Source organism: Roseovarius sp. 10, assembly GCF_033100315.1.
Lineage (GTDB): Bacteria > Pseudomonadota > Alphaproteobacteria > Rhodobacterales > Rhodobacteraceae > M30B80.
In genome coordinates, this window is sequence record NZ_JAWLVH010000002.1 from 60,414 (window position 1) to 81,996 (window position 21,583).

The window sequence follows — 21,583 nt, forward strand, 5'->3', positions numbered from 1 at the left end:
CTCAGGCGGGCCGCTCAGGCCCGTCTGCATCAATGGCCAAAGCGTGAATTTCGCCCATCAAAGGCTTGCCGATGGCGTCATGCACGGCACGATGGCGCGCAATGCGCGACAATCCCGCCAATCCATCGGCGCGGATCACCACGCGAAAATGACTTTCGCCCCCCTCTTGATAGCCGCTATGACCACGATGGGCCTCACTTTCATCGTGAACATCCAACACTTTGGGATTGAATGCTTTTTCTAATGCGTCACGAATTTTTTCGGTTCTTGTCATGAAAATCTTCACCCTAGCCCTTCACCTTCGCCACCAATAGCTTAGACTGCCCGTTCCGAGTCGAGAAGGACAGGCCCATGACCGACAAAGATCCATTTAATTTTGACCTTCGCGTTTCGACCGACAAGAAGAAACGCAAGACGGGCCGGCGTGGCATGTCTGGGGCATTTGAAACCTCGCAGCGCAAATGCGAGCATCCCGCCTGCGAAGAGGCGGGGCAGTATCGTGCGCCCAAATCCCCCGACAATCTTGAAGATTTCTTCTGGTTCTGTCGCGAACATGTGCGCGAATATAACCTCAAATGGAATTTCTTTGAGGGCACGACCGAGGCCGAGATGGAAGCGCAGCTTGACCGCGATCGCGTCTGGGACAGGCCGACCAAACCCTTCAAAAAATCGGTTGAAGAAAAAGCATGGGCACGGCTAGGCGTGGATGACCCGCATCAGGTTTTGGGCGGCAATGCCACCCGTAATCCAGGGCAGGCAGGTGGGGCACAATCGGGGCGCAAACTGCCGCCAACAGAACGGCGTGCGCTTGAGATTTTGGAAGCCCGCGACACGATGAACAAGACCGAAATTCGCAAATGCTACAAGGCGCTGATCAAGGTTCTGCATCCCGATATGAATGGCGGTGACCGTTCGGATGAGGAACGCCTCCAAGAGGTGGTCTGGGCTTGGGATCAGATCAAGATCAGCCGCAATTTCGTGGACTAAATGGCACAGCTGCCGCAGCATCATGTCAGCACCCTAATACTTGGCGCGGGTGCGGCGGGGATGATGGCCGCGGCCCATTCGGGCGCGGGCGTTTTGGTGATAGACCACGCAAAAGCCGCGGGTGAGAAAATCCGCATCTCAGGCGGCGGGCGATGTAACTTTACCAATATTTACTGTGACTCTTCCGCGTTTTTGTCCGAAAATCCGCATTTCGCCAAATCTGCTCTGTCGCGATACGGCCCCTATGATTTTCTCGATTTGGTCAATCGCCACCGCATTTCATGGCATGAGAAAACCTTGGGGCAGCTGTTCTGTGACACATCTGCGAAAGAGATCATCGCAATGCTGCGGGCCGAGATGACGGCGGTCGGTGCCGAACTTTGGCTAGAAACAAGCATTTCTTCGGTGCGGCAGAGCGGGGATAAATTTTGCGCATTAGTCGAAAAACAGGGCCAAGCGCGCGAGATATATGCCGATCATCTCATCGTGGCCACGGGCGGAAAATCCATCCCCAAAATGGGTGCTACAGGCTTGGCCTATCAGATTGCAGAAACCTTCGGTCACCGCGTCACCGACACCCGCCCTGCCCTTGTGCCCTTTACGTTTGACGAGGGGCAACGCGCGCGGTTCGCGGCGCTGGCTGGGCTCTCCCTGCCTGTGCGCGCCAAGGCGGCCGATGCAGAATTTGACGAAGCCATGCTTTTCACCCATCGCGGCCTGTCTGGCCCCGCGATTTTGCAAATTTCATCCTATTGGCGCGAAGGGCAAGAGATCACGCTGCATATCGACCCCGAAACGGATTTTTTCGCTGTCCTGCGCGGAGCGCGGGGTGAATCAGGCAAGCGCAGCCTGCACGGGGTGTTGTCCGATTATCTGCCTAAAGCCTTTGTTGCGGATTTTGGGCAAACCCAAAGCCTTGCCGGCAATATCGCCGATTGCAGCGATGCGCGCCTGCGCGAGATTGTCGAGGCATTGCAGGATTGGCGACTGCGGCCCACAGCCACCGAAGGGTATCGCACCGCCGAAGTGACCTTGGGCGGTGTCGCGACCGATGGCTTGAGTTCCAAAACTATGCAATCCACGCATATCCCCAACCTCTATTTCATTGGTGAAGCCGTGGATGTCACGGGTTGGTTGGGTGGATATAATTTTCAATGGGCATGGGCCTCGGCCGTTGCGGCAGGGGCGGCTATCCGCGCCAAAAGGCAGGCATGAACAGCACCAAAACCGCCAACAATTCAAGGCGGCCAAGCAACATGCCCAGCGTCAAAATCCACTTCGCCGCATCATTGAGCGGGGCAAAATTGCCAGAGGGGCCAATCACATCCCCCAATCCTGGCCCGATATTTGCCAAGGCGGTGGCAGCCCCAGACACAGAGGTGACGAAATCTAGCCCCGTCAATCCCAAAGCCACCGCGAAAATCCCCAACAACACAAAGAACAACACAAAGAACCCCATGACGGAGGAGAGGACATCTGCCGAAACAGGCCGCCCCTCAAAGCGAGGTTCGAACACACCATGGGGGGCCGACAAGCGGCGCACTTGGGTGGAGATGGATTCGAGCAAAATCTGGTAGCGGAATATTTTGATTGAACAGGAGGTCGAACCCGCACATCCCCCAATCAAGCCGACAAAGAAGAACACCACCACGGGCAAAGGCCCCCAAAGTTGGTAATCCACCGAAGAATAGCCTGTGCCAGATATGATGGAGGTGACGTTGAACAGCCCTTCGCGGATCCCATGCTCGAGATGGTCGCCATTCGCGACAATCCGATACACTGTCATGATCAGCACAAGGGCCGTGATGACCCCAAGATACGCGCGCACTTGGCTGTCACGATAAAGCGGTTCTGCCGTGCCCGCCAAAAGTTGCACAAAGCGCACAAAGGGCAGGCTTGCCAAAATCATGAACACCGCCGCGACATATTCAAGTGGGCCTTGATACACCCCAAAAGAGGCATCTGTGTTCGAAAACCCACCCGTGGACAGCGTGGTAAAGGCGTGGAAGATCGCGTTGTAAAAGGTCATGCCTAAGGCCCAATAAGCCAGAAAGCACAGGAAAGTCAGCGCCACATAGATCACCGAAATACGCGCCGCAATTTCAGTTGCGCGGGGCAAGATTTTTCCCATTGTTTCAAATGCCTCGGAGCGGAAGATTTGCATCCCCCCCACCCGCAATTCAGGCAAAAACACCATCGCGACCACGATGATACCCACCCCGCCAAACCATTGGATCATCGCCCGCCAAAGGTTCAGCCCGTGGGGTAAATATTCCAAGCCTGTGAAAACAGTTGAGCCTGTTGTCGTCAGCCCTGACATCGCCTCAAACACTGCATCAACAATCCGTGCATCTGTTGCGCCGAACACAAAGGGAAGCGCCGCAAAGATCGGCAAAATCGCCCAAATTGCGGTTGTCAGAAGAAAGGTCTGTTGTAGGCTCAGGCCCTGCTGCACCCCATTGGCGCAGGAAAACACCAAAGCAAGGCCGATAAACACCGAGATTGCGGCAGACTCGGCAAAGACACCCCATTCGCCATTGGCCAAGGCAAGATCCACCCCCATAGGCACAAGCATCGATACCCCAAGAAAGGTAACGATCAGGCCAATGACATATCCAACGGGGCGTATATCAAACATGAGGCAGAGCGTTGGCCCCTGACTTAGGCAGTGTCAAGCGTGGAAGGGCCTAAAACCCCGCCAAAGCCTTGATCTGGGGCTTCATTTCATTTGCAAACACCACGCCCGCAGTTTACTGTGTTCGTTAGAATACGACCGGACTGCTTCGTCAGACCGAGCAAAGCCTCAAGACAGCGTCACATCCGTGACCCGCGTCTTGGGGCTTTTTTCGTATAGGGTCTTGGCCCTTAGCCGATATGGAACAGGCTTTGGAAAAGGCGGGGGTCAAGGCTGGCCTGCTCAAACGTGGCGCCTTCGGTCAAGAGGCTAACTGCGTCATGACTGTGCAGGCTTTCTTGGTGGCTTGCCAAAACACGGAAATCGCCCACCCGTGGATCGGCTTGCAACTCGCCTGCGAAAAGGCGGGCCGCATCTTCCACAAAGATCGGGTTTGCCGCGTTTAATTCTGCGAAGGCTTGTTCATCCTCGCGTTTCACCATGACCTGCGTTTCTGTTGGCACAGCGCGGCGCGCCATCTCAATCAGGTCTTCAAACCACAAACACCCTGCGTCAGGGGCAATCTCGACCGAAATCCGCGCAACAGATCGCTGCGAATGCGGGGTGGCCAATTGCCCACGCGTGGCGCGCGCATGTTCGCTCAATTCAAGCGAGCAGGGGCAGGTCGAAGAATAAACGTAATCCAGATGCACCAATTTCTGGCGCACCCCATCGCGCTCGACCAGTTCCAGCGCAATGTCATAATATTGATACCCCGAAAGACCAGACCGCAGGCTCTGCACCTTCATTGGGAAGGAAAGGCGCATTTGGATACGCGCATCAAAACTTTCGAGGTCGGATTTGTAATCATCAAGCGCAGCTTCGATCACCTCAAAGCTGAACGTCTTTTCGGTATGGGCATAGAAGCTGCGCATGATGCGGCTCATATTGATGCCCTTTTTGCCCGCCTCTAGGCTGACGGTGCCCGTCACCGAAGTTTCCAGCATCACATCGCCATTGTCGCGGGTGTGATAGCGGATAGGCAGGCGGAAATTGGAAATCCCCACATGTTGGATTTGACGCTTGGCCCCTTTAATCAGCGAGGCAGGGCCATTTTGAAGATCAGGAAGACCCGCCTTATAGGCTGCATCCACTGTAAAATCCTGCGGATAGCTGCGCGAAAATTCGGGGTAATCTTGGGAGGGGGTCAAAAGTTTGGAGACCGCAGGATCAAGGGCGGCACGCTCCGCCATGCTTGCGCTTTCCGCCCACTGTTTCAAAAGCGCCAAGGCCGCACGGGCCTCGTCTTGGGTTGGTTCACTCGCAACTGCACCAATATGGACGTTCATCTCATCACCCCTTCGGCCACGCGACCTTACCATCATATGGGTGTTGGTGCGCGGAATCCAAACTTGTTTTATGAATAGTTTACGATTGTGAACGCCCAACGGATCAATATTGGCCCGACAAATATCGACCAATTCCTTGAGTTTCCGACAAAATCCCAAAAATAAGGGTTAATTTTCAGCACGCGCAGCACCGAGCGCGTGTTTCAAATCCCTTAACAGGTCGTTAACGTCCTCAAGCCCCACCGACAGGCGCACGAGACCAGATGTGATGCCCAGATGTTGCTTTTGATCCTCAGGCAAACGCTGGTGGGTCGTTGTGGCAGGATGGGTGATAATAGATTTTGCATCGCCCAAATTATTTGAGATTGTAATGATCTCTAACGCGTTGAGGAACCGAAACGCCGCATCGCGCCCGCCCTCCAGTTCAATCGCGATCACTGTGCCGCCTTTTTGCATTTGCGTGCGGGCAAGCATGGCTTGCGGGTGGCTGTCGAGATGAGGATAGAGCACCCGCGCCACACCCGCCTCCCCCTCTAGCCCTTGCGCAATGGCAAGAGCAGTGTCGGCTTGGGCGTTAACCCGCAGGTGGAGTGTTTCCAACCCCTTGAGCATAACCCATGCGTTAAACGGCGACATCGCCGCGCCTGTATGTTTCAGATAGGGTTCCACGGTCTTGCGAATGAACTCGCGGGTGCCACAAATCACCCCGCCCAAACACCGCCCCTGCCCGTCAATATGCTTGGTCGTGGAATAGATCACGACATCAACGCCCAGTTTGCGGTTGTCTTGGAACAAGGGAGAGGCAAACACGTTATCGACCACCACCAAAGCGCCTGCATCATGGGCCAGACGCGCAACGGCGGCGATATCGACAACCTGCAACGTGGGGTTCGAAACACTTTCAAAGAATACAGCGCGGGTTTTGCCCTTGATGATTGCGGCTTCCCATTGGGTCAGGTCATCGCCATCCACAAACGTGACCTCAACCCCGTAACGGGTCAAAATCTCCTCAAGAATGTAGAGACAAGACCCGAACAAGGCGCGCGCAGACACCACATGATCCCCCGCGCGCAATATGGACATCAGCGCGCCATTCACCGCCGCCATTCCAGAGGCGGTTGCAAAAGCATCTTCTGTGCCCTCAATCGCCGCGATCCGATCCTCGAACATTGCGACAGTCGGGTTGCCATAGCGGGCATAGATAAATTCCTCACGCCCCGCTTCGATAAAGCGGGCCTCGGCCGCCTCGGCGCTGTCATAGACAAAACCTTGGGTCATAAAGATTGCCTCAGACACTTCGCCATATTGGCTGCGGCGGGTGCCTGAATGCACTGCGCGTGTCTGCGCGGAAACAGTATCGGGCAAGGATTTCAAACCTACGGATTTCTTGGCGCCTGTGTCTGACATTTCATATCCCTTCCATCTGAACGGTCGGGCATCATGCGGCAAGCAGGCCTCGACCTCTTTAGCGGCATTTTTTTTGTGGCCCGCAATCCGGTAAACAAATCGCCACGCGACAGGGCATTACGCCTTGACCCTGATCGGGTCAAGGGGCCGCAAGCCAAAGCACCGCGCCAAGCGGCGGGATTGCAACCCCGACAAAGACACCCCACATCTTTGCCAGTCACACCACCGCAAAGCAGCCGCAGGGCGCAATATATGTATGAATTTTATGTTCTTTAGGTTGACACATTGGGCTGCTAAAGGTGAAACCTAAAACAGGGGTAAGGGAATGACCAATCCCATCTGTGGTATTGTAAAAGGATTTGGCCATGTCGGCTAAACCCATCGGGGCAATTACATTTGCGATCTTGGTGATCGTCATCCTAACGGCCGCTTTTGGCGGCTTTGGGGAATTCTAGACATGGCCACACGCTACACCGCTCAATTCAGCCCCAATGCCTCCTCTGGCACACGAGACGCCACCCTCCCCTTCAAGGGCCGCCGTCCCATGCGATTTGGGGCGCGCCTGAATATTTACGCGGCCTTGCCTGTCATCGCGGCCTTTCCCAGTTTCTTCCAGCCCGTCTCAACGATGTTGGTTGATATGGCAGGCGCGGCCCTGCTCGGCTTTGCTGCATGGTTGACGCGGGAGGGGATCAAGGCAGAAGACGCGTATTCCGTGCGCATTGTGGCGCGCCGCCCCATGATCCCGCGCAAAATTATGGCTGCCCTCATTTGCGGTCTGGCGGTGGGTCTGTTGGTTTGGGGCGGGACATGGGCCATCTTGAACGCTACTGCAATTGCGGTTTTTGCAGGGGTTTTGCACCTTGCGGCTTTCGGCATTGATCCGCTGCAGGATAAGGGCATTTCGGATATAGACAGCACCGCTGAGCGCCGCCTCGCCGATAAAATCGAAGCGGCCGAGGCCCTATTGCAGGAGATGCGCGATGCGGTCACCCAGACGGGGCAGCGCGATCTAGAGGCGCGGGTTATCGCCTTCCAACAGACAGCGCAGGCGATGTTCCGCCAAATCGAAAGCGACCCGCGTGATCTGAATGCCGCGCGGCGCTTTTTGGGGGTTTACCTTGAAGGCGCGCGCGATGCCGCGGTTAAGTTCCAAAGCCTATATGCGGCACGTCCTGATGCGGCGCTTAAAACCCGCTTTGAGGGGCTTTTGAACGATCTTGAGCGCGACTTTGCCGCGCGCACCACCAAACTGGCCCAAAACGACACGGAAGACTTGGATCTAGATATCGAGCTTTTGCGCGAAAGATTGGCGCGCGAGGCTGTTTAAAACCACCCCTCGGTGCAGGGGTTTACATTGGGGGATAGAATGACCGACACAAAAACTGCTGCGCGTGACGCAAGTAAATTGGTCGATGAAATTAACGCCGTGGTCTTGACTGACCCAAGCGACCTGCTGCCAGACCCGAAGGCCGCAGACAAACCGACCGCCGAGGCCATCGCCAAAGCAATTGCAGAAATTGATATGCATGACACAAATTCAATCGTGTCTTTCGGTTCCGCTGCGCAGGCAGAATTGCAGGTCATTTCACAGGCAATGCTCGATGGCGTCCGCAACAAGGATGTCGGCCCCGCAGGTGCCTCGTTGCGCGATATTGTTGGCACGATCCGCGGCTTTTCCGTGGAGGAGCTTGACCCCACCCGCAAAATCAGTTGGTGGGATCGCCTGCTTGGCCGCGCCAAGCCCGTGCATGATTTCCTTGCGCGTTACGAAACCGTGCAAGGGCAAATCGACAAGATCACGGATGATCTGTTGCGGCATGAACATCAGCTCATGCGTGACATTAAGTCATTAGATCAACTTTATGAAAAGACGTTACAATTTTATGATGCACTTGCCATTTATATTGCCGCAGGCGAGGCCAAATTGGCTGCGTTGGACAATAATGACATCCCTGCAAAGGAGGCGGAGGTGGCCGCCGCACCCGAAGCCGATCAAGTGATCCGCGCGCAAGAATTGCGCGACCTGCGCGCTGCTCGCGATGATCTTGAGCGGCGTGTGCATGACCTTAAGCTGACACGCCAAGTCACCATGCAATCTCTGCCCTCTATCCGCTTGGTGCAAGAGAATGACAAATCCTTGGTCACCAAGATCAACTCAACCTTGGTCAATACCGTGCCGCTGTGGGAAACCCAATTGGCACAGGCCGTGACCATCCAACGCTCGACCGAAGCGGCCGAAGCGGTGCGCGCAGCCAATGATCTGACCAATGAACTATTGGAAAAGAATGCCTCGAATTTGCGCACATCCAATCGTATGATCCGCGAAGAAATGGAGCGTGGCGTTTTTGATATTGAGGCGGTGAAACGTGCCAATGCAGAATTGGTTGCAACCATCGAAGATAGCCTTGCGATTGCAGATGAGGGGCGGATGCGCCGCGCCAAAGCAGAAGAAGACATGATCAAAATGGAGGCGGAATTGCGCGATACTCTGGCCGCCGCCAAGGCAAAATCCACAAGCACCGCGTCCTAAGCGCGGAGAGATAAGGCGTCATTGTGCGGATTATGAGTAAAGTGAGGGGTTCGGGGCGGAAGGCTAGGCGCGGTCTATGGGTTGGGGCGGCGCTTGGCCTTTTGGCGGGGTGTCAGGCCCTCGGGCCTGGTGCCATGGGCCAGAACGGGGTGGCAAGCAGCATAGCTGCCACCACCCCTTCGGCTGAGAGCGCGCTTTACGCGCAATATTACGCCCAAACCGAGGCGCGGCTTCTGCGTGAGGGGTTATTGCGCCAATCCACCACCCCCTCGGATGCCCCCGTCTCGCGCCGTGCTTTGGCGCGCAATTTCGAGGCCATTGCGCTTTATGATGAATATGCTCTGGAAAACGGGCGCTTTGTCGCCCGTCAAACCCCCTCGCGGCTAAGACGTTGGATTGATCCTGTCCGTATCGAAGCCCATTTTGGGCCAGCAACCGCCCCACAGAAAATGGCACGGGATCGCCAGATTCTGACCAATTACACCCGACAACTCAGCCGCGCCGCGCGGCATCCGATTGATTTGGTTGGATCGGGTGGAAATTTCCATGTGCTGTTCATCAGCCGCGATGAGCAAGCAGAAATCGGCCCCTATCTGCGCAGCATCGCGCCCAATATTGATGCCTCAATCATCCGCGAAATTGAGAACCTGCCGCGCTATACGTTCTGCTCTGTCTATGCTTTTGCGCGTTCAAATGCGCGGCCAGAATATCGCAGCGCCATTGCCGTAATCCGCACCGAGCATCCCGATTTGATGCGCACCTCCTGCATCCATGAGGAAATCGCCCAAGGGTTGGGATTGCCCAATGACAGCCCAACGGCGCGTCCCTCGATTTTTAATGATGATGAAGAATTTGCACTTTTGACCGCGCATGACGAATTGCTTTTGCGCGTGCTGTATGACCCGCGCCTAGACATTGGCATGACCCCTGATGAAGCGCGCCCGATTGTCGAAGCGATTGCCGCAGAATTGATTGACGCGTCTAGCTAAGGAAGGCTGCTCATGCCCATTTTCGATTTCCTCTCAGGTCAATTCATTGATGTCATTGAATGGACGGACGACACCCGTGACACATTGGTTTATCGCTTTGAGCGCGAAGGGCATGAAATCAAATACGGGGCCAAGCTGACTGTGCGCGAAGGCCAAGTTGCGGTGTTCATCCATGAAGGCCAGTTGGCGGACGTCTTTACGCCCGGTCTCTACATGCTTGAGACTAACAATATGCCGATTATGACCAGCCTTCAGCATTGGGATCATGGGTTCAAATCGCCTTTCAAATCCGAAATTTATTTCGTCTCGACACAGCGGTTCACCGATTTGAAATGGGGCACGAAAAACCCTGTGATGCTACGTGATCCCGAATTTGGGCCAATCCGCCTGCGTGCCTTTGGCACCTACACTATTCGCGTCAGCGATGCGGCACGGTTCATGACCGAAATCGTGGGAACAGATGGCGAGTTCACCACGGATGAGATCAGCTTCCAAATCCGCAACATCATCGTGCAGCAATTCAGCCAAACTGTAGCCAATAGCGCCATTCCCGTTTTGGACATGGCCGCGAATACGGCAGAATTCGCCAAGCTGATCGCCGCGCGGATTTCTGACACCATAACCCAATATGGCCTGAGCCTACCCGAGCTTTATATCGAGAATATATCGCTGCCCGAGGCGGTTGAAGCCGCACTTGATAAGCGGTCTTCGATGGGCATCTTGGGCGATATGAAGACCTATACCCAATTTGCCGCCGCGGAGGCCATGCAGGCGGCAGCACAAAACCCTCAGGGGGATGGCGGCATGGGCGCGGGTCTGGGTATGGGCTTGGGTATGGGGGCCGCACAGGCCGCGTTTCAAGCAGGGCCTTGGGGTGCAGCCCCTGTTGCACCTGCCGCACCACCCCCGCCACCAGTCGAACATGTGTGGCACATTGCCGAGAACGGCGCGACCAAAGGGCCATTTTCCAAGGCCAGCCTTGGCCGCATGGCGGCCGATGGCACCTTGACCCGCGACACGCTTGTATGGACGGCGGGGCAAGACGGGTGGATGCGCGCCGAGGATGTGCGCGAATTGGCGCAGCTCTTCACCATCCTACCACCGCCACCGCCGCCACCCGCGCCCTAAGTCGTGATGCCAAAGGCAAAGACAGATCAACCCCATCGCCGCTTTCCCTGCACCGCCTGCGGGGGCGATATGCGTTGGACCCCTCAAGCAGGCGCGATGGTCTGCGCGCATTGCGGCGCGCAAAGCAGCGTGGAGATGCCCGCTCAAGGCCCTTGGGATGTCACGGCAATCCGCGAACAGGATTATCGCACCGCTTTACGCGCATCACGCGAGACAGCGCAGGAGGTTGAAACCCGCGTCTCAACCTGCCCAAATTGCGCTGCCCGTGTTGAAGTGTCAGACACAGATCACGCGCTAGAATGCCCGTTTTGCGCCACGCCTGTTGTGGTTGGATCTGGCGCCCACAGACAGATCAAACCACAAGCCGTGCTTCCCTTTACCTTGACCGAGCGCGAAGCGCATCGCGCGATGGAACATTGGCTTAAGGGGCTGTGGTTCGCCCCCAATGGCCTGAAGAAATACGCCAGCGCCTCGCGGCAGATGGAGGGGATATACACCCCCTATTGGACATATGACGCCAAAACCGCCAGCCAATATCGCGGGCAGCGCGGCACCGATCACACCACCAGCGTCTCGGATGGCAAGGGGGGCCGGCGCAGCAGCACCACAACAACTTGGCGCCGCGTCACGGGGCAGGTGCGATTGGCGTTTGACGATCTCTTGGTCTTAGCTTCAGAAAGCCTGCCCAAGCGATTTACCGACACGCTCGCACCGTGGGATTTGACCGCCCTTGCCCCCTATCAGCCAGAATTCCTGTCAGGTTTTCGGGCCGAAGCCTATAGCATCGACCTAGAGACGGGGATGGAGGAGGCCCGGGCGCGGATGGATCAAGCAATCCGTGCCGCAATCCGCCGCGATATTGGCGGCGATCATCAGCGCATTGACCATGTCGACACGGAAATTTGGGATGTGACCTTCAAGCATATCCTGTTGCCTGTCTGGGTATCGGCCTATCGCTATGGCGGAAAGTCCTATCGCTTTGTTGTCAATGGGCAGACGGGCAAAGTAATGGGAGAGCGACCCTATTCCGCGATCAAAATCGCTATCGCGCTGATCCTGGCGGCTCTGTTGGCGCTTGGCCTTGGTTATGTCTATGACGGATACATCCGTTAAGGCGCTGCATTCTTGTTTGCGCTAACATCAATCTCTTGCTAGACCACGCGGGCCGCAAAGCGCGGCGGGGATACGTCACATTTGGAAAGGCCTACGCCATGCTGCTGTGCTGTGGTGAATCTTTGATTGATATGTTGCCACGCGAAACCAGTGCAGGCGAAGCCGCTTTTGCACCTTACTCAGGCGGCGCAGTTCTCAACACAGCGATTGCCGCAGCGCGCTTGGGACAAAAGACTGCGATGCTGACGGGCCTATCCCGTGATCTTTTTGGGCAGATTTTAGAAGGGCATTTGGCGAGCAATCATGTGGACACAAGCCTGTGCTTGCGAAGCGACCGCCCTACGACCTTGGCCTTTGTGACCCTGAAAGATGGCCACGCAACCTATGCGTTTTACGATGAAAACACTGCAGGGCGCATGATCTCTCCCGTTGACCTGCCCGCCTCTTTGGAGGGGATCACGGCGCTGTTCTTTGGGGGCATATCCTTGGCCGTAGAGCCCTGCGCAGATACCTATGAGACACTCTGCCTCCGCGAGGCGACCCGTCTGCCTGTCATGATCGACCCAAATATTCGACCAAGCTTTATCACGGACGCGGCCCGCTATCGCGCGCGACTAGCGCGGATGTTGGCCGTGGCCGACATCATAAAGCTGTCAGATGAGGATCTTGCATGGCTGAGCAATAACAGCTCCGAGGCAGAGGCCGTGGGTGATCTTTTAACGGCGGGCGCGAAACTTGTGCTGATCACAAAAGGGGCCGATGGGGTTACCGCTTATTCTGCAGATGGGCAGTTGACCCATCCCGTGATCCCCGCCACGGTTGTGGATACTGTGGGCGCGGGCGATACGTTTAACGCGGGCATCCTGACGGGCTTGGCCGAAGCAGGATATCTGAGCAAAGCGGCGCTTGCAGCCCCCTTGCCGCAAGATATTCTAAAAACCGCGCTTGATCTGGGCGTGCGGGCCGCCGCCGTAACTGTTGCACGGGCAGGCGCGAACCCGCCACTGCGCGCCGAGATTTAACCGATGCGCGCCTTGGTTCAACGGGTGAGTGAGGCTGCCGTCCGTGTGGATGGGGAAACGATTGGGCAATGTGGCGCAGGCCTTTTGATATTGATCTGCGCAATGCGCGGTGACACGGCAGCGCAGGCCGAACATTTGGCCCAAAAGATCGCCAAAATGCGCATCTTCAAGGATGAGGCGGGCAAGATGAACCGCGCACTTTTGGACATAGGCGGCGAAGCACTGGTGGTGAGCCAATTTACCCTTGCCGCAGATACGCGCACAGGCAACAGGCCAGGGTTTTCGCAGGCCGCAGACCCTGAGACGGGGCGTGCCCTATACGAACATTTCGCGCAAAGCCTTGCCGCGCTTGGCCCCAAAGTTGAGACGGGACAGTTTGGTGCAGATATGAAAGTTTCGCTGATCAATGACGGCCCCGTTACCATTTGGCTCGATACTGAGGCATCTACGCCTAAAAATTAGGCATTTGAGCCAAAGTTAACCATTGCCCCCCAAGCTGCAAGGCGATGCGCCCTAGCCCAGCCCCCGATATCGCGCCACCGATAGAGGAACTGGTATTGGGTAAGCGTAGATGGAAAACCCCACCCCCTTTTTTGATGAAATGCTCGGCCCTGATAACGGGGCGCGCCCGCCTTACGAGGCCTATCATAGATGGTTCGAGGGCGAAGATCGCCGCGACCTAATCCGCAAATCGGGCGAGGCTGAGCGGTTCTTTCGCCGCACGGGCATCACCTTCAACGTTTATGGTGCCGCTGATGCAGATGAACGTCTGATCCCGTTTGACATCGTGCCGCGTATTATCTCTGGCCGAGAATGGGCCCGTCTGACGCGCGGCATCGAACAGCGCGTTCGCGCCATCAACGCCTTTTTGCACGATATTTATCATCGCCAGGAAATCATCCGCGCGGGCCGCATTCCGATTGAGCTGATTGCCAAAAACGATGCGTTCCTCAAGGCTATGATCGGGCTAGAACCACCGGGCGGCGTTTACACGCATATCGTGGGAATTGATCTGGTGCGCGTGGCCGAGGATCAATTCTATGTGCTTGAGGACAATGCACGCACCCCATCGGGCGTGTCCTATATGCTCGAAAACCGCGAAACCATGCTCCAGATGTTCCCCGAACTGTTCGGGCGCATAAAGGTGTGCGGCGTTGGGGATTATCCACTTGCTTTGCGGCGCTCGCTTGGCGCTTCGATGCCGCGCCATGCCTCAGGCGATGGGGCTGTGGCCGTGCTGACACCGGGCATTCATAATTCCGCTTATTTTGAACATGCGTTTTTGGCCGACCATATGGGGGTCGAATTGGTCGAGGGCAGCGATTTGCGCGTTGTGGATGGTAAAATCGCCATGCGCACCACGCGCGGCTACAAACCGATTGATGTCCTTTATCGGCGTGTCGATGATGATTTCCTTGATCCGCTCAGCTTTAACCCTGACAGCTTGCTTGGTGTGCCAGGGATTATGGATGTCTATCGCGCAGGCGGCATCACTATTGCCAACGCGCCTGGAACAGGGATTGCCGATGATAAGGCGATCTATTCCTACATGCCCGAGATTGTCGAATTCTATACGGGCGAAAAGCCGCTTTTGGAAAATGTGCCGACTTGGCGGTGCTCTGAGGCGGACGCATTGGCCTATGTGCTAGACCATCTCGATGAATTGGTGGTCAAAGAGGTGCATGGGTCGGGCGGCTATGGAATGCTTGTTGGGCCTGCCGCCTCGAAAAAGGAATTGGCGGCGTTTCGGGCCAAGCTGAAATCACGGCCTGCGAATTACATCGCACAACCGACCTTGGCTCTTTCGACAGTGCCCATCCTGACCAAAGCGGGGCTTGCCCCTCGCCATGTCGATCTGCGCCCCTTCGTCTTGGTCAGCCCCAATGGCATCGAAATCACCCCCGGCGGACTGACGCGCGTGGCGCTGAAGAAAGGCTCACTCGTGGTGAATTCCAGCCAAGGGGGCGGGACGAAAGACACATGGGTTCTGGAAGAATGAGCGCGCATAGGGGGCAAAGGCCATGTTAGGCAAAACCGCGGGCGGATTGTTTTGGATGTTCCGCCATTTAGAGCGCGCCGAGAACACGACCCGTCTGATTGAGACGGGCCTGCGCATTGCGCTGACACGGCCAGATCGTTCCAATGACGAATGGCAAAGCCTGCTGAAAACAGCCGCCGCCGAGCAGTTGTTTTTCACCAAATACGAGACGGCTGATGCAGCCAATGTTGTGGATTTTCTATTGCGGGATGCGACCAATCCGTCATCTGTGCAATCAAGCATGGCCCAAGCCCGCCAAAACGCCCGCATGGTGCGCACCGCCCTCACCCGCGAGGTCTGGGAAGCGGTCAATGACACCTATATGCAATTGCGCAGCACCCTTGCCCGCCCTGCCACAGATAAAAACCTACCCGATACGATTGCCTTGGTGCGACAGCAATCCGCACTGGTGCGCGGTGCCTTGCACGGGTCGATGCTGCGCAATGATGTTTTCGATTTTGCGCGGCTTGGCACATTCCTAGAACGCGCCGATAACACCGCACGTATTTTGGATGTGAAATACTATGTCCTGCTGCCCTCTATCAGCCAAATCGGGTCAAACCTTGATAATGTGCAATGGGAAACGATCCTGCGCGCGGTGGCGGGTCAACGCGCCTATTCTTGGTTGACCCAAGGGGCGGTCACACCCAAAGGCATCGCAGACTTTCTCATCTTTGACGGGCGCATGCCCCGCAGCCTGAAATTCGCGCTTGGTAAATTGCAAAGCAATCTAGGCTACCTTGAGGCGGAATATGGCAGCACCCTGCCCTGCCACGCGATGGCAGCACGGCTCAATGCGCGGCTTTGCACAAGCAGCATCGACCAAGTCTTTGAGGAAGGATTGCACGAGTTCATCCTGACCTTCTTGCAGGACTTAGCGGCACTTGGCCGCCAGATCGAAACCGATTACCGTTTTATCGGATGAGGTGCTTATGCGATTAAAACTGTCCCACCGCACAAGCTATGGTTTTGACACTGCGCCCTCTTACGGGCTTCAGCAATTGCGACTGACGCCGCAAAACACGCCTGCGCAATCTGTGCAGGATTGGCAAATGCAGGTCGCGGGTGGCACAGTGGAATGCAGCTATCTTGACCATAACCAAAACCTTGTAACGCTGATTTCTTTTTCCCCTGATGCACAGGCCGTTGAGGTCACTTGCACGGGCGAGATGGAAACAAACGAGGTTGCGGGCGTGCATGGGGCCCATCGTGGACTTGTCCCCCTATGGGTGTTTTTGCAGCCCTCCGATCTGACCCGCGCGGGCAATGGGACACGCAAACTGACCGCGGGGCTTAGGGATGCCAAACTCAGCGATATTGAACGACTGCACACCCTGTCTGCCCGTATCCTAGAGGCTGTGCCCTATGCCATAGGCCCCACCCACGCAGGCAGCAGCGCCGAAGAAGCCATAGAGGCAGGCAGCGGTGTCTGTCAGGATCACGCCCATATTTTCATCTCAGCCGCCCGCCTTTTGGGATACCCCGCGCGCTATGTTTCGGGCTATTTGATGATGGAAGACCGTATCCACCAAGACGCAAGCCATGCTTGGGCAGAGGCCCATATTGAGGGGTTGGGATGGGTTGGTTTTGACGTCTCAAACGGCATCAGCCCAGATACGCGTTATGTGCGCGTTGCCTCAGGTGTCGATTACCGCGAAGCGGCCCCCATCATTGGCCTGCGCTACGGCGCGGGAGACGAGCGGCTTTCAGTAGATATTCAGGTTCAACAGCAATAATAAAGACAAGGCGCGATTCTTGACCGCGCGCAAAAATACAGGTGAAAGACAGCCCCCGAGATGACCTATTGCGTTGGTTTGAAACTGAATTCTGGCCTTGTATTCATGTCAGACACGCGCACGAATGCGGGCGTAGATAACATATCGACCTTCCGCAAAATGTTCACATGGGAAGGCCCGGGCGAGCGTAGCATCACCGTGATGACCGCGGGCAATTTGGCGACAACACAGGCGGTGATCAGCCTCTTGAATGAACGCGCCAAACCCGCCGAAGATCGGGGGAACCCCTCGATCCTCGAAGCGCCTTCGATGTTTCAGGTCGCCAAATTGGTCGGGGAAACCTTGCGCGAGGTGATCAAAACACAATCAGGCCAAGATGGGCCTGAGGCAGAGGCGACCTTTTCCGCAACCATAATATTGGGCGGCCAGATCAAAGGCGCCCCCCCGCGCCTGTTCCTGATTTATCCTGAGGGCAATTTCATCGAGGCCAGCGATGACACGCCGTTCTTTCAGATTGGCGAGACGAAATATGGCCGCCCCATTTTGGTGCGTGCCTTTGATCCCGAAATGAGTTTTGAGGATGCGGTCAAGCTTTTGATGGTGAGTTTTGACTCGACCATTAAGGCCAATCTTTCGGTCAACCTGCCGCTTGATCTTCATGTTTATACTGCAGATAGCTTGAAGCATGGAACAATGACACGGATCGAAAAAGATGATCCGTATTTCAACGTAATTTCAATGGGTTGGGGGGATGCGCTAAAGCATGCGTTTAACAGCCTGCCCCCCTATAGCTTTACGACTTAGTCGGATCAAATCCGTAAATCCACTCAAAGCGTTGCGCCAACAGATGCGGCGCGTAGCGCGTTACCATGCGTAGCCCTGTATGCGCGGCCACCCGCAACAGGCTTGGCCGCATATGATAATGGTCTGCATTGTCCGAGGCCGCCTGAACAATCCGCGCGGTGCGGGGGCGGCGCAGCGCCTCATATTCAGCCAAGGCCCCAGTTAGATCATGCGTATCGGACAGGCGCGCGGCCAAAATCCAAGCATCCTCCAACGCCATATTGGCCCCTTGCGCGAGGAAGGGAAGCGTTGGATGCGCTGCATCCCCCAAAAGCACCATCTGGCCATTTTGCCAGTTGCGCGCGACCGGATGGCGAAACAACCCCCATTGATAGCATTCCGTCACGCGGCCTAAATAGGCACGCGCCTCGGGGCAAAAATCACCAAATCGGCCCGTCAGCTGTGCAGGATCGCCCCGCTCCGACCACGAGTCCTTAACCCACTGGTCATGTTCTTCAACCGCCACAATATTGATCAATGTGCCGCCCCGAAGCGGATAGATCACCATATGGCGGGCAGGCCCCATAAACACCTGCACATCGCGCAACGCATCGCTCTGTTGCGCCTCAATCACGGCGCGCCACGCAACTTGGCCCGTGAAAAACGGATGCCCGCGCGGCTCAAGATGGGTGCGGATGCGGGAATGCAATCCGTCTGCCCCGACAATCACATCCGCAGTTTCGCGCTGACCATCGGCCAAAATCACATCACGCCCCTCGACCCCTGTCACAGCCGCGCCAAGGGTAATCTCAACCCCAAGATCACGGGCACGATTGGCCAAAATCTCGATCAAATCCGCCCGATGGACATAGTGATATGGGCGTCCGTGACGGGATAAGGGCACACGCGCCACCGCCGCCCCTTTGCGAAAATCGCGCAGATATACGGCATTGGCGCGGGGGGATATCGCGCTGATCTCTTCGGCCAGACCAAGGCCTGCTAACGTGGCCATCCCATTGGGGCTAAGTTGAAGCCCTGCCCCAAAGGCGCGGATTTCCTCGGCCTGTTCTAGCACGCGCACCGAAGCGCCGCGTTGCGCAAGGCAGCAGGCCGCAGCCAAGCCACCAATACCTGCCCCAATCACCAAAATATTGCGCCCGATAAGCATGCTCAGCCTCGCACCCGTCAAAGAAAAAAGGCATCCGAAAAGATGCCTTTTTTAATCTTATAAACTCGCTGCGCGCAATCAATCGTCCCGATGGACTTTTTCGCGGCGCTCATGGCGCTCTTGTGCTTCAAGCGTCATGGTCGCAATCGGGCGCGCATCCAGACGTTTAAGGCTGATCGGGTCGCCTGTGACCTCGCAATAGCCATATTCGCCCTCTTCGATACGGCGCAAAGCAGCGTCAATCTTGGTGATCAGCTTGCGCTGACGATCGCGGGTGCGCAATTCAAGCGCACGGTCTGTTTCCTCACTCGCACGATCCGCAACATCAGGGATGCTGCGCGTGCCATCTTGCAGCGCGGTGACAGTTGTGCGGCTTTCATCAAGCAGATCAGCTTTCCAGTTGAGCAGTTTCCTGCGGAAATACTCTAACTGTCGCTCATTCATAAACGGCTCGTCCTCGGCGGGACGATAGTCTTCTGGAAGAAAGGTCTCAGCTTTCATCTCGTTCCCCTCAGCGGCGGCTGACCCGATTTTTGATTTTACATCAGACGTCATTTGACCACCTCGGGCTCCGCTTACAGGATGGCGTGGGTAATGTCACCCACCTAAAGACGGTTTTTCCGCTCAAAATCACCTGAACGGAGCGGCGCGCGCCTAGGCCCCATAGAGAACCCCGTTTCTGACTGCGCCTCAAATCGCTTTGGACTGGCGAATGGCCCCAATTCGGCTTGGCCCGCGCAATTTGTCGCGGCTATAATGCCTCAGGGGTTATCACCCAGAACAACACCAGTTTTCGCCAAATTTGCGACAGAATCTGTGGATACATCCGCAACAGCAATTGGTAGTCGGAGTAACATATGCCCAGATCAATCGATATTTTGCCCTTGCGCCCTGAAGACCGGGGCGCGTGGGAGGGGCTGTGGAAGGCCTATCTTGCATTCTACGAAACCACCCTCGCCGAGGCGGTGATTGATCTCAGCTTTACCCGCTACAGCACCCCTGCGTATAGCGATATGATGGCATGGTTGGCATGGCAGGATGGGCGCGCGATTGGTTTGGTTCATGTCATCTCTCACGCTCACGGGTGGAAGGCCGAACCCGTAACATATCTGCAAGATCTGTTTGTCGCTCCTGATGCACGTGGGCAGGGTATAGGGGCCGCTTTGATTGATCATGTCTGCGCCGATGCCGCAGCGGCAGGGCGGCCTTCGGTATATTGGCTGACACAAAGCCACAATGCGACCGCGCGGCGGCTTTATGATCGCGTGGCAACGGATACGGGCTTTGTTAAATATGCGAAATAAATTACACCGCGCTTTTGGCCTTTTGGCGCTGCTTACGCTGTGCGCCTGCATGACCAATATGCCGCACGATGATGCGGCGGCGCGTCTTGCGCCTGCGATGGACACATCCACATCTGATCTGCCAAGTTTTGGTGCGCCAAACCCAATCCGTTTTTCGCGCAGCAACCAATCCTTAGCTGAAGATTTCATGGCCCTCAGTTTTGTTTTGGAATCGGGTCGGCAAATCCCACGGATCAGCCGTTTTGAAGGGCCGATTACGGTGGCCCCTGCCCCTTCCGCCCCACCTGCATTGGAGGGGGAGCTGTCGCACCTACTGACCCGTCTGCGCACCGAAGCGGGGATTGCGATCAGCGCAACCGCGTATCGGACAAACAGCCCCGCAAAAATCACAATCGAGGCCCTGCCCTCCGAACGCATTGCGGCTGCCGTGCCTCAAGCGGCCTGTTTTGTCGTGCCCAATGCCAGCACATGGCAAGAATTCATCCGCCAAAGAGGGCGCGTGACCTCCGATTGGGCGAGCCTCACCACCCGAAGCCGCGCGGCTATTTTCCTGCCCGCCGATGCCAGCCTGCAAGAAATGCGTGATTGCCTCCACGAAGAATTGGGGCAGGCTTTGGGGCCATTGAACGACCTATATGACCTGACCGACAGTGTCTTTAACGATGACAATTTCCATGCGGTGCTCACCACGACCGATATGATGTTTCTGCGGATTTTCAATGACCCGTCCTTGCAAAGCGGCATGGGTCAGGCCGATGTCGCCGCGCGCCTGCCCGCGATTTTGGGGCGGATCAACCCGACAGGTGGCGTTGTTTCCAGCATCAATCTGGCCAACCGCGACAATCGGGCATGGTCAAATGCCATTGGCCGCGCGCTTGGCCCGAATATGCCCGAGGGACAGCGCCTTGAACACGCGCAAGCGGCGCTCAACATTGCGCAACGCTCAAACATGCGCGATGCGCGTCTGGGATTTAGCTATTATGCCTTGGGTCGGATTGCCTTGGCCCGCGACCCTGATCGTGCCGCAGCGGCCTTTGCATCGGCGCAAGATATATATCAACGCCTGCCCAATACCGATGTGCAGCGCGCCCATATCGCGATGCAAATCGGGGCCTTGGCCCTTGCGCGTGGGGATATGACCGCAGCACTTTTGCAAAGCACAATCGCCCTTCCCATTGCGCGGCGCAGTGAAAATGCCCATCTCTTGGCAAGCCTTTCAATGCTGCGCGCAACAGCACTCGAAGGATTGGGGCGCGGGTCTGAGGCACAGAGATCACGGCTTGAAGCCTACGCATGGGGCCGCTATGGGTTTGCGGATCGCAGCCTGATGCAAATTCGTTTGGGCGAAATCGCAAATCTCGCTCCAAACGCAACTCAAGCCGCGCGCAATTAAGACGAGAAAAGGACAGCTT

Annotated in this window: 21 protein-coding genes and 1 riboswitch; of the genes, 15 read left to right on the forward strand and 6 right to left on the reverse strand. The window is 56.3% G+C overall.

Going from position 1 to position 21,583, the window contains the following annotated elements; translation table 11 throughout:
* Nucleotide 1: 1 nt before the first annotated feature.
* The gene (locus RYZ18_RS07525; protein ID WP_317655938.1) at nt 2-274 is read right to left on the reverse strand and encodes a BolA family protein; all 273 of its coding nucleotides are present in this window, start codon (nt 272-274) and stop codon (nt 2-4) included.
* A gap of 77 nt (nt 275-351) precedes the next feature.
* Between RYZ18_RS07525 and RYZ18_RS07530 the strand changes: the two genes are divergently transcribed.
* Nucleotides 352-987: a DnaJ domain-containing protein gene (locus RYZ18_RS07530; RefSeq protein WP_317655940.1), complete on the forward strand. Its 636-nt coding sequence runs from the start codon at nt 352-354 to the stop codon at nt 985-987.
* Nucleotides 988-2,202: an NAD(P)/FAD-dependent oxidoreductase gene (locus tag RYZ18_RS07535; protein WP_317655941.1), complete on the forward strand. Its 1,215-nt coding sequence runs from the start codon at nt 988-990 to the stop codon at nt 2,200-2,202.
* Here the strand turns inward: RYZ18_RS07535 and RYZ18_RS07540 are convergent.
* From RYZ18_RS07540 to metZ, 3 genes are all read right to left on the reverse strand, one after another.
* Nucleotides 2,177-3,625 (reverse strand): TrkH family potassium uptake protein, encoded by a 1,449-nt coding sequence (locus RYZ18_RS07540; RefSeq protein WP_317655943.1) that lies wholly within the window; start codon nt 3,623-3,625, stop codon nt 2,177-2,179. The two genes, RYZ18_RS07535 and RYZ18_RS07540, sit on opposite strands and share 26 nt — an antisense overlap.
* Before the next feature lie 227 nt (nt 3,626-3,852).
* A complete protein-coding gene (gene folE2, locus RYZ18_RS07545) occupies nt 3,853-4,950 on the reverse strand; it encodes a GTP cyclohydrolase FolE2 (protein ID WP_317655944.1) in 1,098 nt (365 codons plus the stop codon).
* A gap of 168 nt (nt 4,951-5,118) precedes the next feature.
* Nucleotides 5,119-6,357: an O-succinylhomoserine sulfhydrylase gene (gene metZ / locus RYZ18_RS07550; RefSeq protein WP_411567096.1), complete on the reverse strand. Its 1,239-nt coding sequence runs from the start codon at nt 6,355-6,357 to the stop codon at nt 5,119-5,121.
* Nucleotides 6,358-6,394: 37 nt separating this feature from the next.
* Nucleotides 6,395-6,473: riboswitch (SAM riboswitch) on the reverse strand.
* Nucleotides 6,474-6,814: 341 nt separating this feature from the next.
* On the opposite strand from metZ, the gene RYZ18_RS07555 reads away from it, so the two are divergent.
* From RYZ18_RS07555 to RYZ18_RS07605, 11 genes are all read left to right on the forward strand, one after another.
* Nucleotides 6,815-7,687 (forward strand): 5-bromo-4-chloroindolyl phosphate hydrolysis family protein, encoded by an 873-nt coding sequence (locus RYZ18_RS07555; RefSeq protein WP_317655946.1) that lies wholly within the window; start codon nt 6,815-6,817, stop codon nt 7,685-7,687.
* Nucleotides 7,688-7,726: 39 nt separating this feature from the next.
* A complete protein-coding gene (locus tag RYZ18_RS07560) occupies nt 7,727-8,890 on the forward strand; it encodes a toxic anion resistance protein (protein ID WP_317655947.1) in 1,164 nt (387 codons plus the stop codon).
* Between the two features lie 32 nt (nt 8,891-8,922).
* The gene (locus RYZ18_RS07565) at nt 8,923-9,879 is read left to right on the forward strand and encodes a DUF2927 domain-containing protein (protein ID WP_317655948.1); all 957 of its coding nucleotides are present in this window, start codon (nt 8,923-8,925) and stop codon (nt 9,877-9,879) included.
* A gap of 12 nt (nt 9,880-9,891) precedes the next feature.
* The gene (locus RYZ18_RS07570) at nt 9,892-11,007 is read left to right on the forward strand and encodes an SPFH domain-containing protein (RefSeq protein ID WP_317655949.1); all 1,116 of its coding nucleotides are present in this window, start codon (nt 9,892-9,894) and stop codon (nt 11,005-11,007) included.
* 6 nt (nt 11,008-11,013) lie between these two features.
* The gene (locus tag RYZ18_RS07575) at nt 11,014-12,120 is read left to right on the forward strand and encodes a TFIIB-type zinc finger domain-containing protein (RefSeq protein ID WP_317655950.1); all 1,107 of its coding nucleotides are present in this window, start codon (nt 11,014-11,016) and stop codon (nt 12,118-12,120) included.
* Nucleotides 12,121-12,218: 98 nt separating this feature from the next.
* Nucleotides 12,219-13,142 carry a carbohydrate kinase family protein gene (locus RYZ18_RS07580; RefSeq protein WP_317656681.1) on the forward strand — a complete coding sequence of 308 codons (924 nt, stop codon included), beginning with the start codon at nt 12,219-12,221 and terminating at the stop codon, nt 13,140-13,142.
* A 3-nt stretch (nt 13,143-13,145) separates the two neighbouring features.
* Nucleotides 13,146-13,604: a D-aminoacyl-tRNA deacylase gene (gene dtd / locus RYZ18_RS07585; RefSeq protein WP_317655951.1), complete on the forward strand. Its 459-nt coding sequence runs from the start codon at nt 13,146-13,148 to the stop codon at nt 13,602-13,604.
* 109 nt (nt 13,605-13,713) lie between these two features.
* On the forward strand, nt 13,714-15,141 hold the full coding sequence (locus RYZ18_RS07590; RefSeq protein ID WP_317655953.1) for a circularly permuted type 2 ATP-grasp protein: 1,428 nt from the start codon (nt 13,714-13,716) through the stop codon (nt 15,139-15,141).
* Between the two features lie 22 nt (nt 15,142-15,163).
* Nucleotides 15,164-16,105, forward strand: a complete 942-nt coding sequence (locus RYZ18_RS07595) for an alpha-E domain-containing protein (RefSeq protein ID WP_317655954.1) — start codon at nt 15,164-15,166, stop codon at nt 16,103-16,105.
* 7 nt (nt 16,106-16,112) lie between these two features.
* Nucleotides 16,113-16,916, forward strand: coding sequence for a transglutaminase family protein (locus RYZ18_RS07600; protein ID WP_317655956.1), 804 nt, complete (start codon nt 16,113-16,115; stop codon nt 16,914-16,916).
* A 60-nt stretch (nt 16,917-16,976) separates the two neighbouring features.
* Nucleotides 16,977-17,720 carry a proteasome-type protease gene (locus RYZ18_RS07605; protein WP_317655958.1) on the forward strand — a complete coding sequence of 248 codons (744 nt, stop codon included), beginning with the start codon at nt 16,977-16,979 and terminating at the stop codon, nt 17,718-17,720.
* Here RYZ18_RS07605 and RYZ18_RS07610 read toward each other — a convergent pair.
* Nucleotides 17,710-18,867, reverse strand: a complete 1,158-nt coding sequence (locus RYZ18_RS07610; protein WP_317655959.1) for an FAD-dependent monooxygenase — start codon at nt 18,865-18,867, stop codon at nt 17,710-17,712. The two genes, RYZ18_RS07605 and RYZ18_RS07610, sit on opposite strands and share 11 nt — an antisense overlap.
* A gap of 78 nt (nt 18,868-18,945) precedes the next feature.
* Nucleotides 18,946-19,368 (reverse strand): RNA polymerase-binding protein DksA, encoded by a 423-nt coding sequence (gene dksA, locus RYZ18_RS07615; protein WP_317656682.1) that lies wholly within the window; start codon nt 19,366-19,368, stop codon nt 18,946-18,948.
* Between the two features lie 356 nt (nt 19,369-19,724).
* Here dksA and RYZ18_RS07620 point away from each other — a divergent pair, with 356 nt between their 5' ends.
* On the forward strand, nt 19,725-20,171 hold the full coding sequence (locus tag RYZ18_RS07620) for a GNAT family N-acetyltransferase (RefSeq protein WP_317655960.1): 447 nt from the start codon (nt 19,725-19,727) through the stop codon (nt 20,169-20,171).
* Complete coding sequence (locus tag RYZ18_RS07625) at nt 20,161-21,564, forward strand: DUF2927 domain-containing protein (RefSeq protein WP_317655962.1); 1,404 nt, start codon at nt 20,161-20,163, stop codon at nt 21,562-21,564. The genes RYZ18_RS07620 and RYZ18_RS07625 overlap by 11 nt, the downstream gene beginning before the upstream one ends.
* Nucleotides 21,565-21,583: the final 19 nt, after the last annotated feature.

Coding starts and splice junctions, on each gene's coding strand:
- RYZ18_RS07525 (WP_317655938.1), bottom strand. CDS start 274: ATGACAAGAACCGAAAAAATTCGTGACGCATTAGAAAAAGCATTCAAT.
- RYZ18_RS07530 (WP_317655940.1), top strand. CDS start 352: ATGACCGACAAAGATCCATTTAATTTTGACCTTCGCGTTTCGACCGAC.
- RYZ18_RS07535 (WP_317655941.1), top strand. CDS start 988: ATGGCACAGCTGCCGCAGCATCATGTCAGCACCCTAATACTTGGCGCG.
- RYZ18_RS07540 (WP_317655943.1), bottom strand. CDS start 3,625: ATGTTTGATATACGCCCCGTTGGATATGTCATTGGCCTGATCGTTACC.
- folE2 (WP_317655944.1), bottom strand. CDS start 4,950: ATGAACGTCCATATTGGTGCAGTTGCGAGTGAACCAACCCAAGACGAG.
- metZ (WP_411567096.1), bottom strand. CDS start 6,357: ATGTCAGACACAGGCGCCAAGAAATCCGTAGGTTTGAAATCCTTGCCC.
- RYZ18_RS07555 (WP_317655946.1), top strand. CDS start 6,815: ATGGCCACACGCTACACCGCTCAATTCAGCCCCAATGCCTCCTCTGGC.
- RYZ18_RS07560 (WP_317655947.1), top strand. CDS start 7,727: ATGACCGACACAAAAACTGCTGCGCGTGACGCAAGTAAATTGGTCGAT.
- RYZ18_RS07565 (WP_317655948.1), top strand. CDS start 8,923: ATGAGTAAAGTGAGGGGTTCGGGGCGGAAGGCTAGGCGCGGTCTATGG.
- RYZ18_RS07570 (WP_317655949.1), top strand. CDS start 9,892: ATGCCCATTTTCGATTTCCTCTCAGGTCAATTCATTGATGTCATTGAA.
- RYZ18_RS07575 (WP_317655950.1), top strand. CDS start 11,014: ATGCCAAAGGCAAAGACAGATCAACCCCATCGCCGCTTTCCCTGCACC.
- RYZ18_RS07580 (WP_317656681.1), top strand. CDS start 12,219: ATGCTGCTGTGCTGTGGTGAATCTTTGATTGATATGTTGCCACGCGAA.
- dtd (WP_317655951.1), top strand. CDS start 13,146: ATGCGCGCCTTGGTTCAACGGGTGAGTGAGGCTGCCGTCCGTGTGGAT.
- RYZ18_RS07590 (WP_317655953.1), top strand. CDS start 13,714: ATGGAAAACCCCACCCCCTTTTTTGATGAAATGCTCGGCCCTGATAAC.
- RYZ18_RS07595 (WP_317655954.1), top strand. CDS start 15,164: ATGTTAGGCAAAACCGCGGGCGGATTGTTTTGGATGTTCCGCCATTTA.
- RYZ18_RS07600 (WP_317655956.1), top strand. CDS start 16,113: ATGCGATTAAAACTGTCCCACCGCACAAGCTATGGTTTTGACACTGCG.
- RYZ18_RS07605 (WP_317655958.1), top strand. CDS start 16,977: ATGACCTATTGCGTTGGTTTGAAACTGAATTCTGGCCTTGTATTCATG.
- RYZ18_RS07610 (WP_317655959.1), bottom strand. CDS start 18,867: ATGCTTATCGGGCGCAATATTTTGGTGATTGGGGCAGGTATTGGTGGC.
- dksA (WP_317656682.1), bottom strand. CDS start 19,368: ATGAAAGCTGAGACCTTTCTTCCAGAAGACTATCGTCCCGCCGAGGAC.
- RYZ18_RS07620 (WP_317655960.1), top strand. CDS start 19,725: ATGCCCAGATCAATCGATATTTTGCCCTTGCGCCCTGAAGACCGGGGC.
- RYZ18_RS07625 (WP_317655962.1), top strand. CDS start 20,161: ATGCGAAATAAATTACACCGCGCTTTTGGCCTTTTGGCGCTGCTTACG.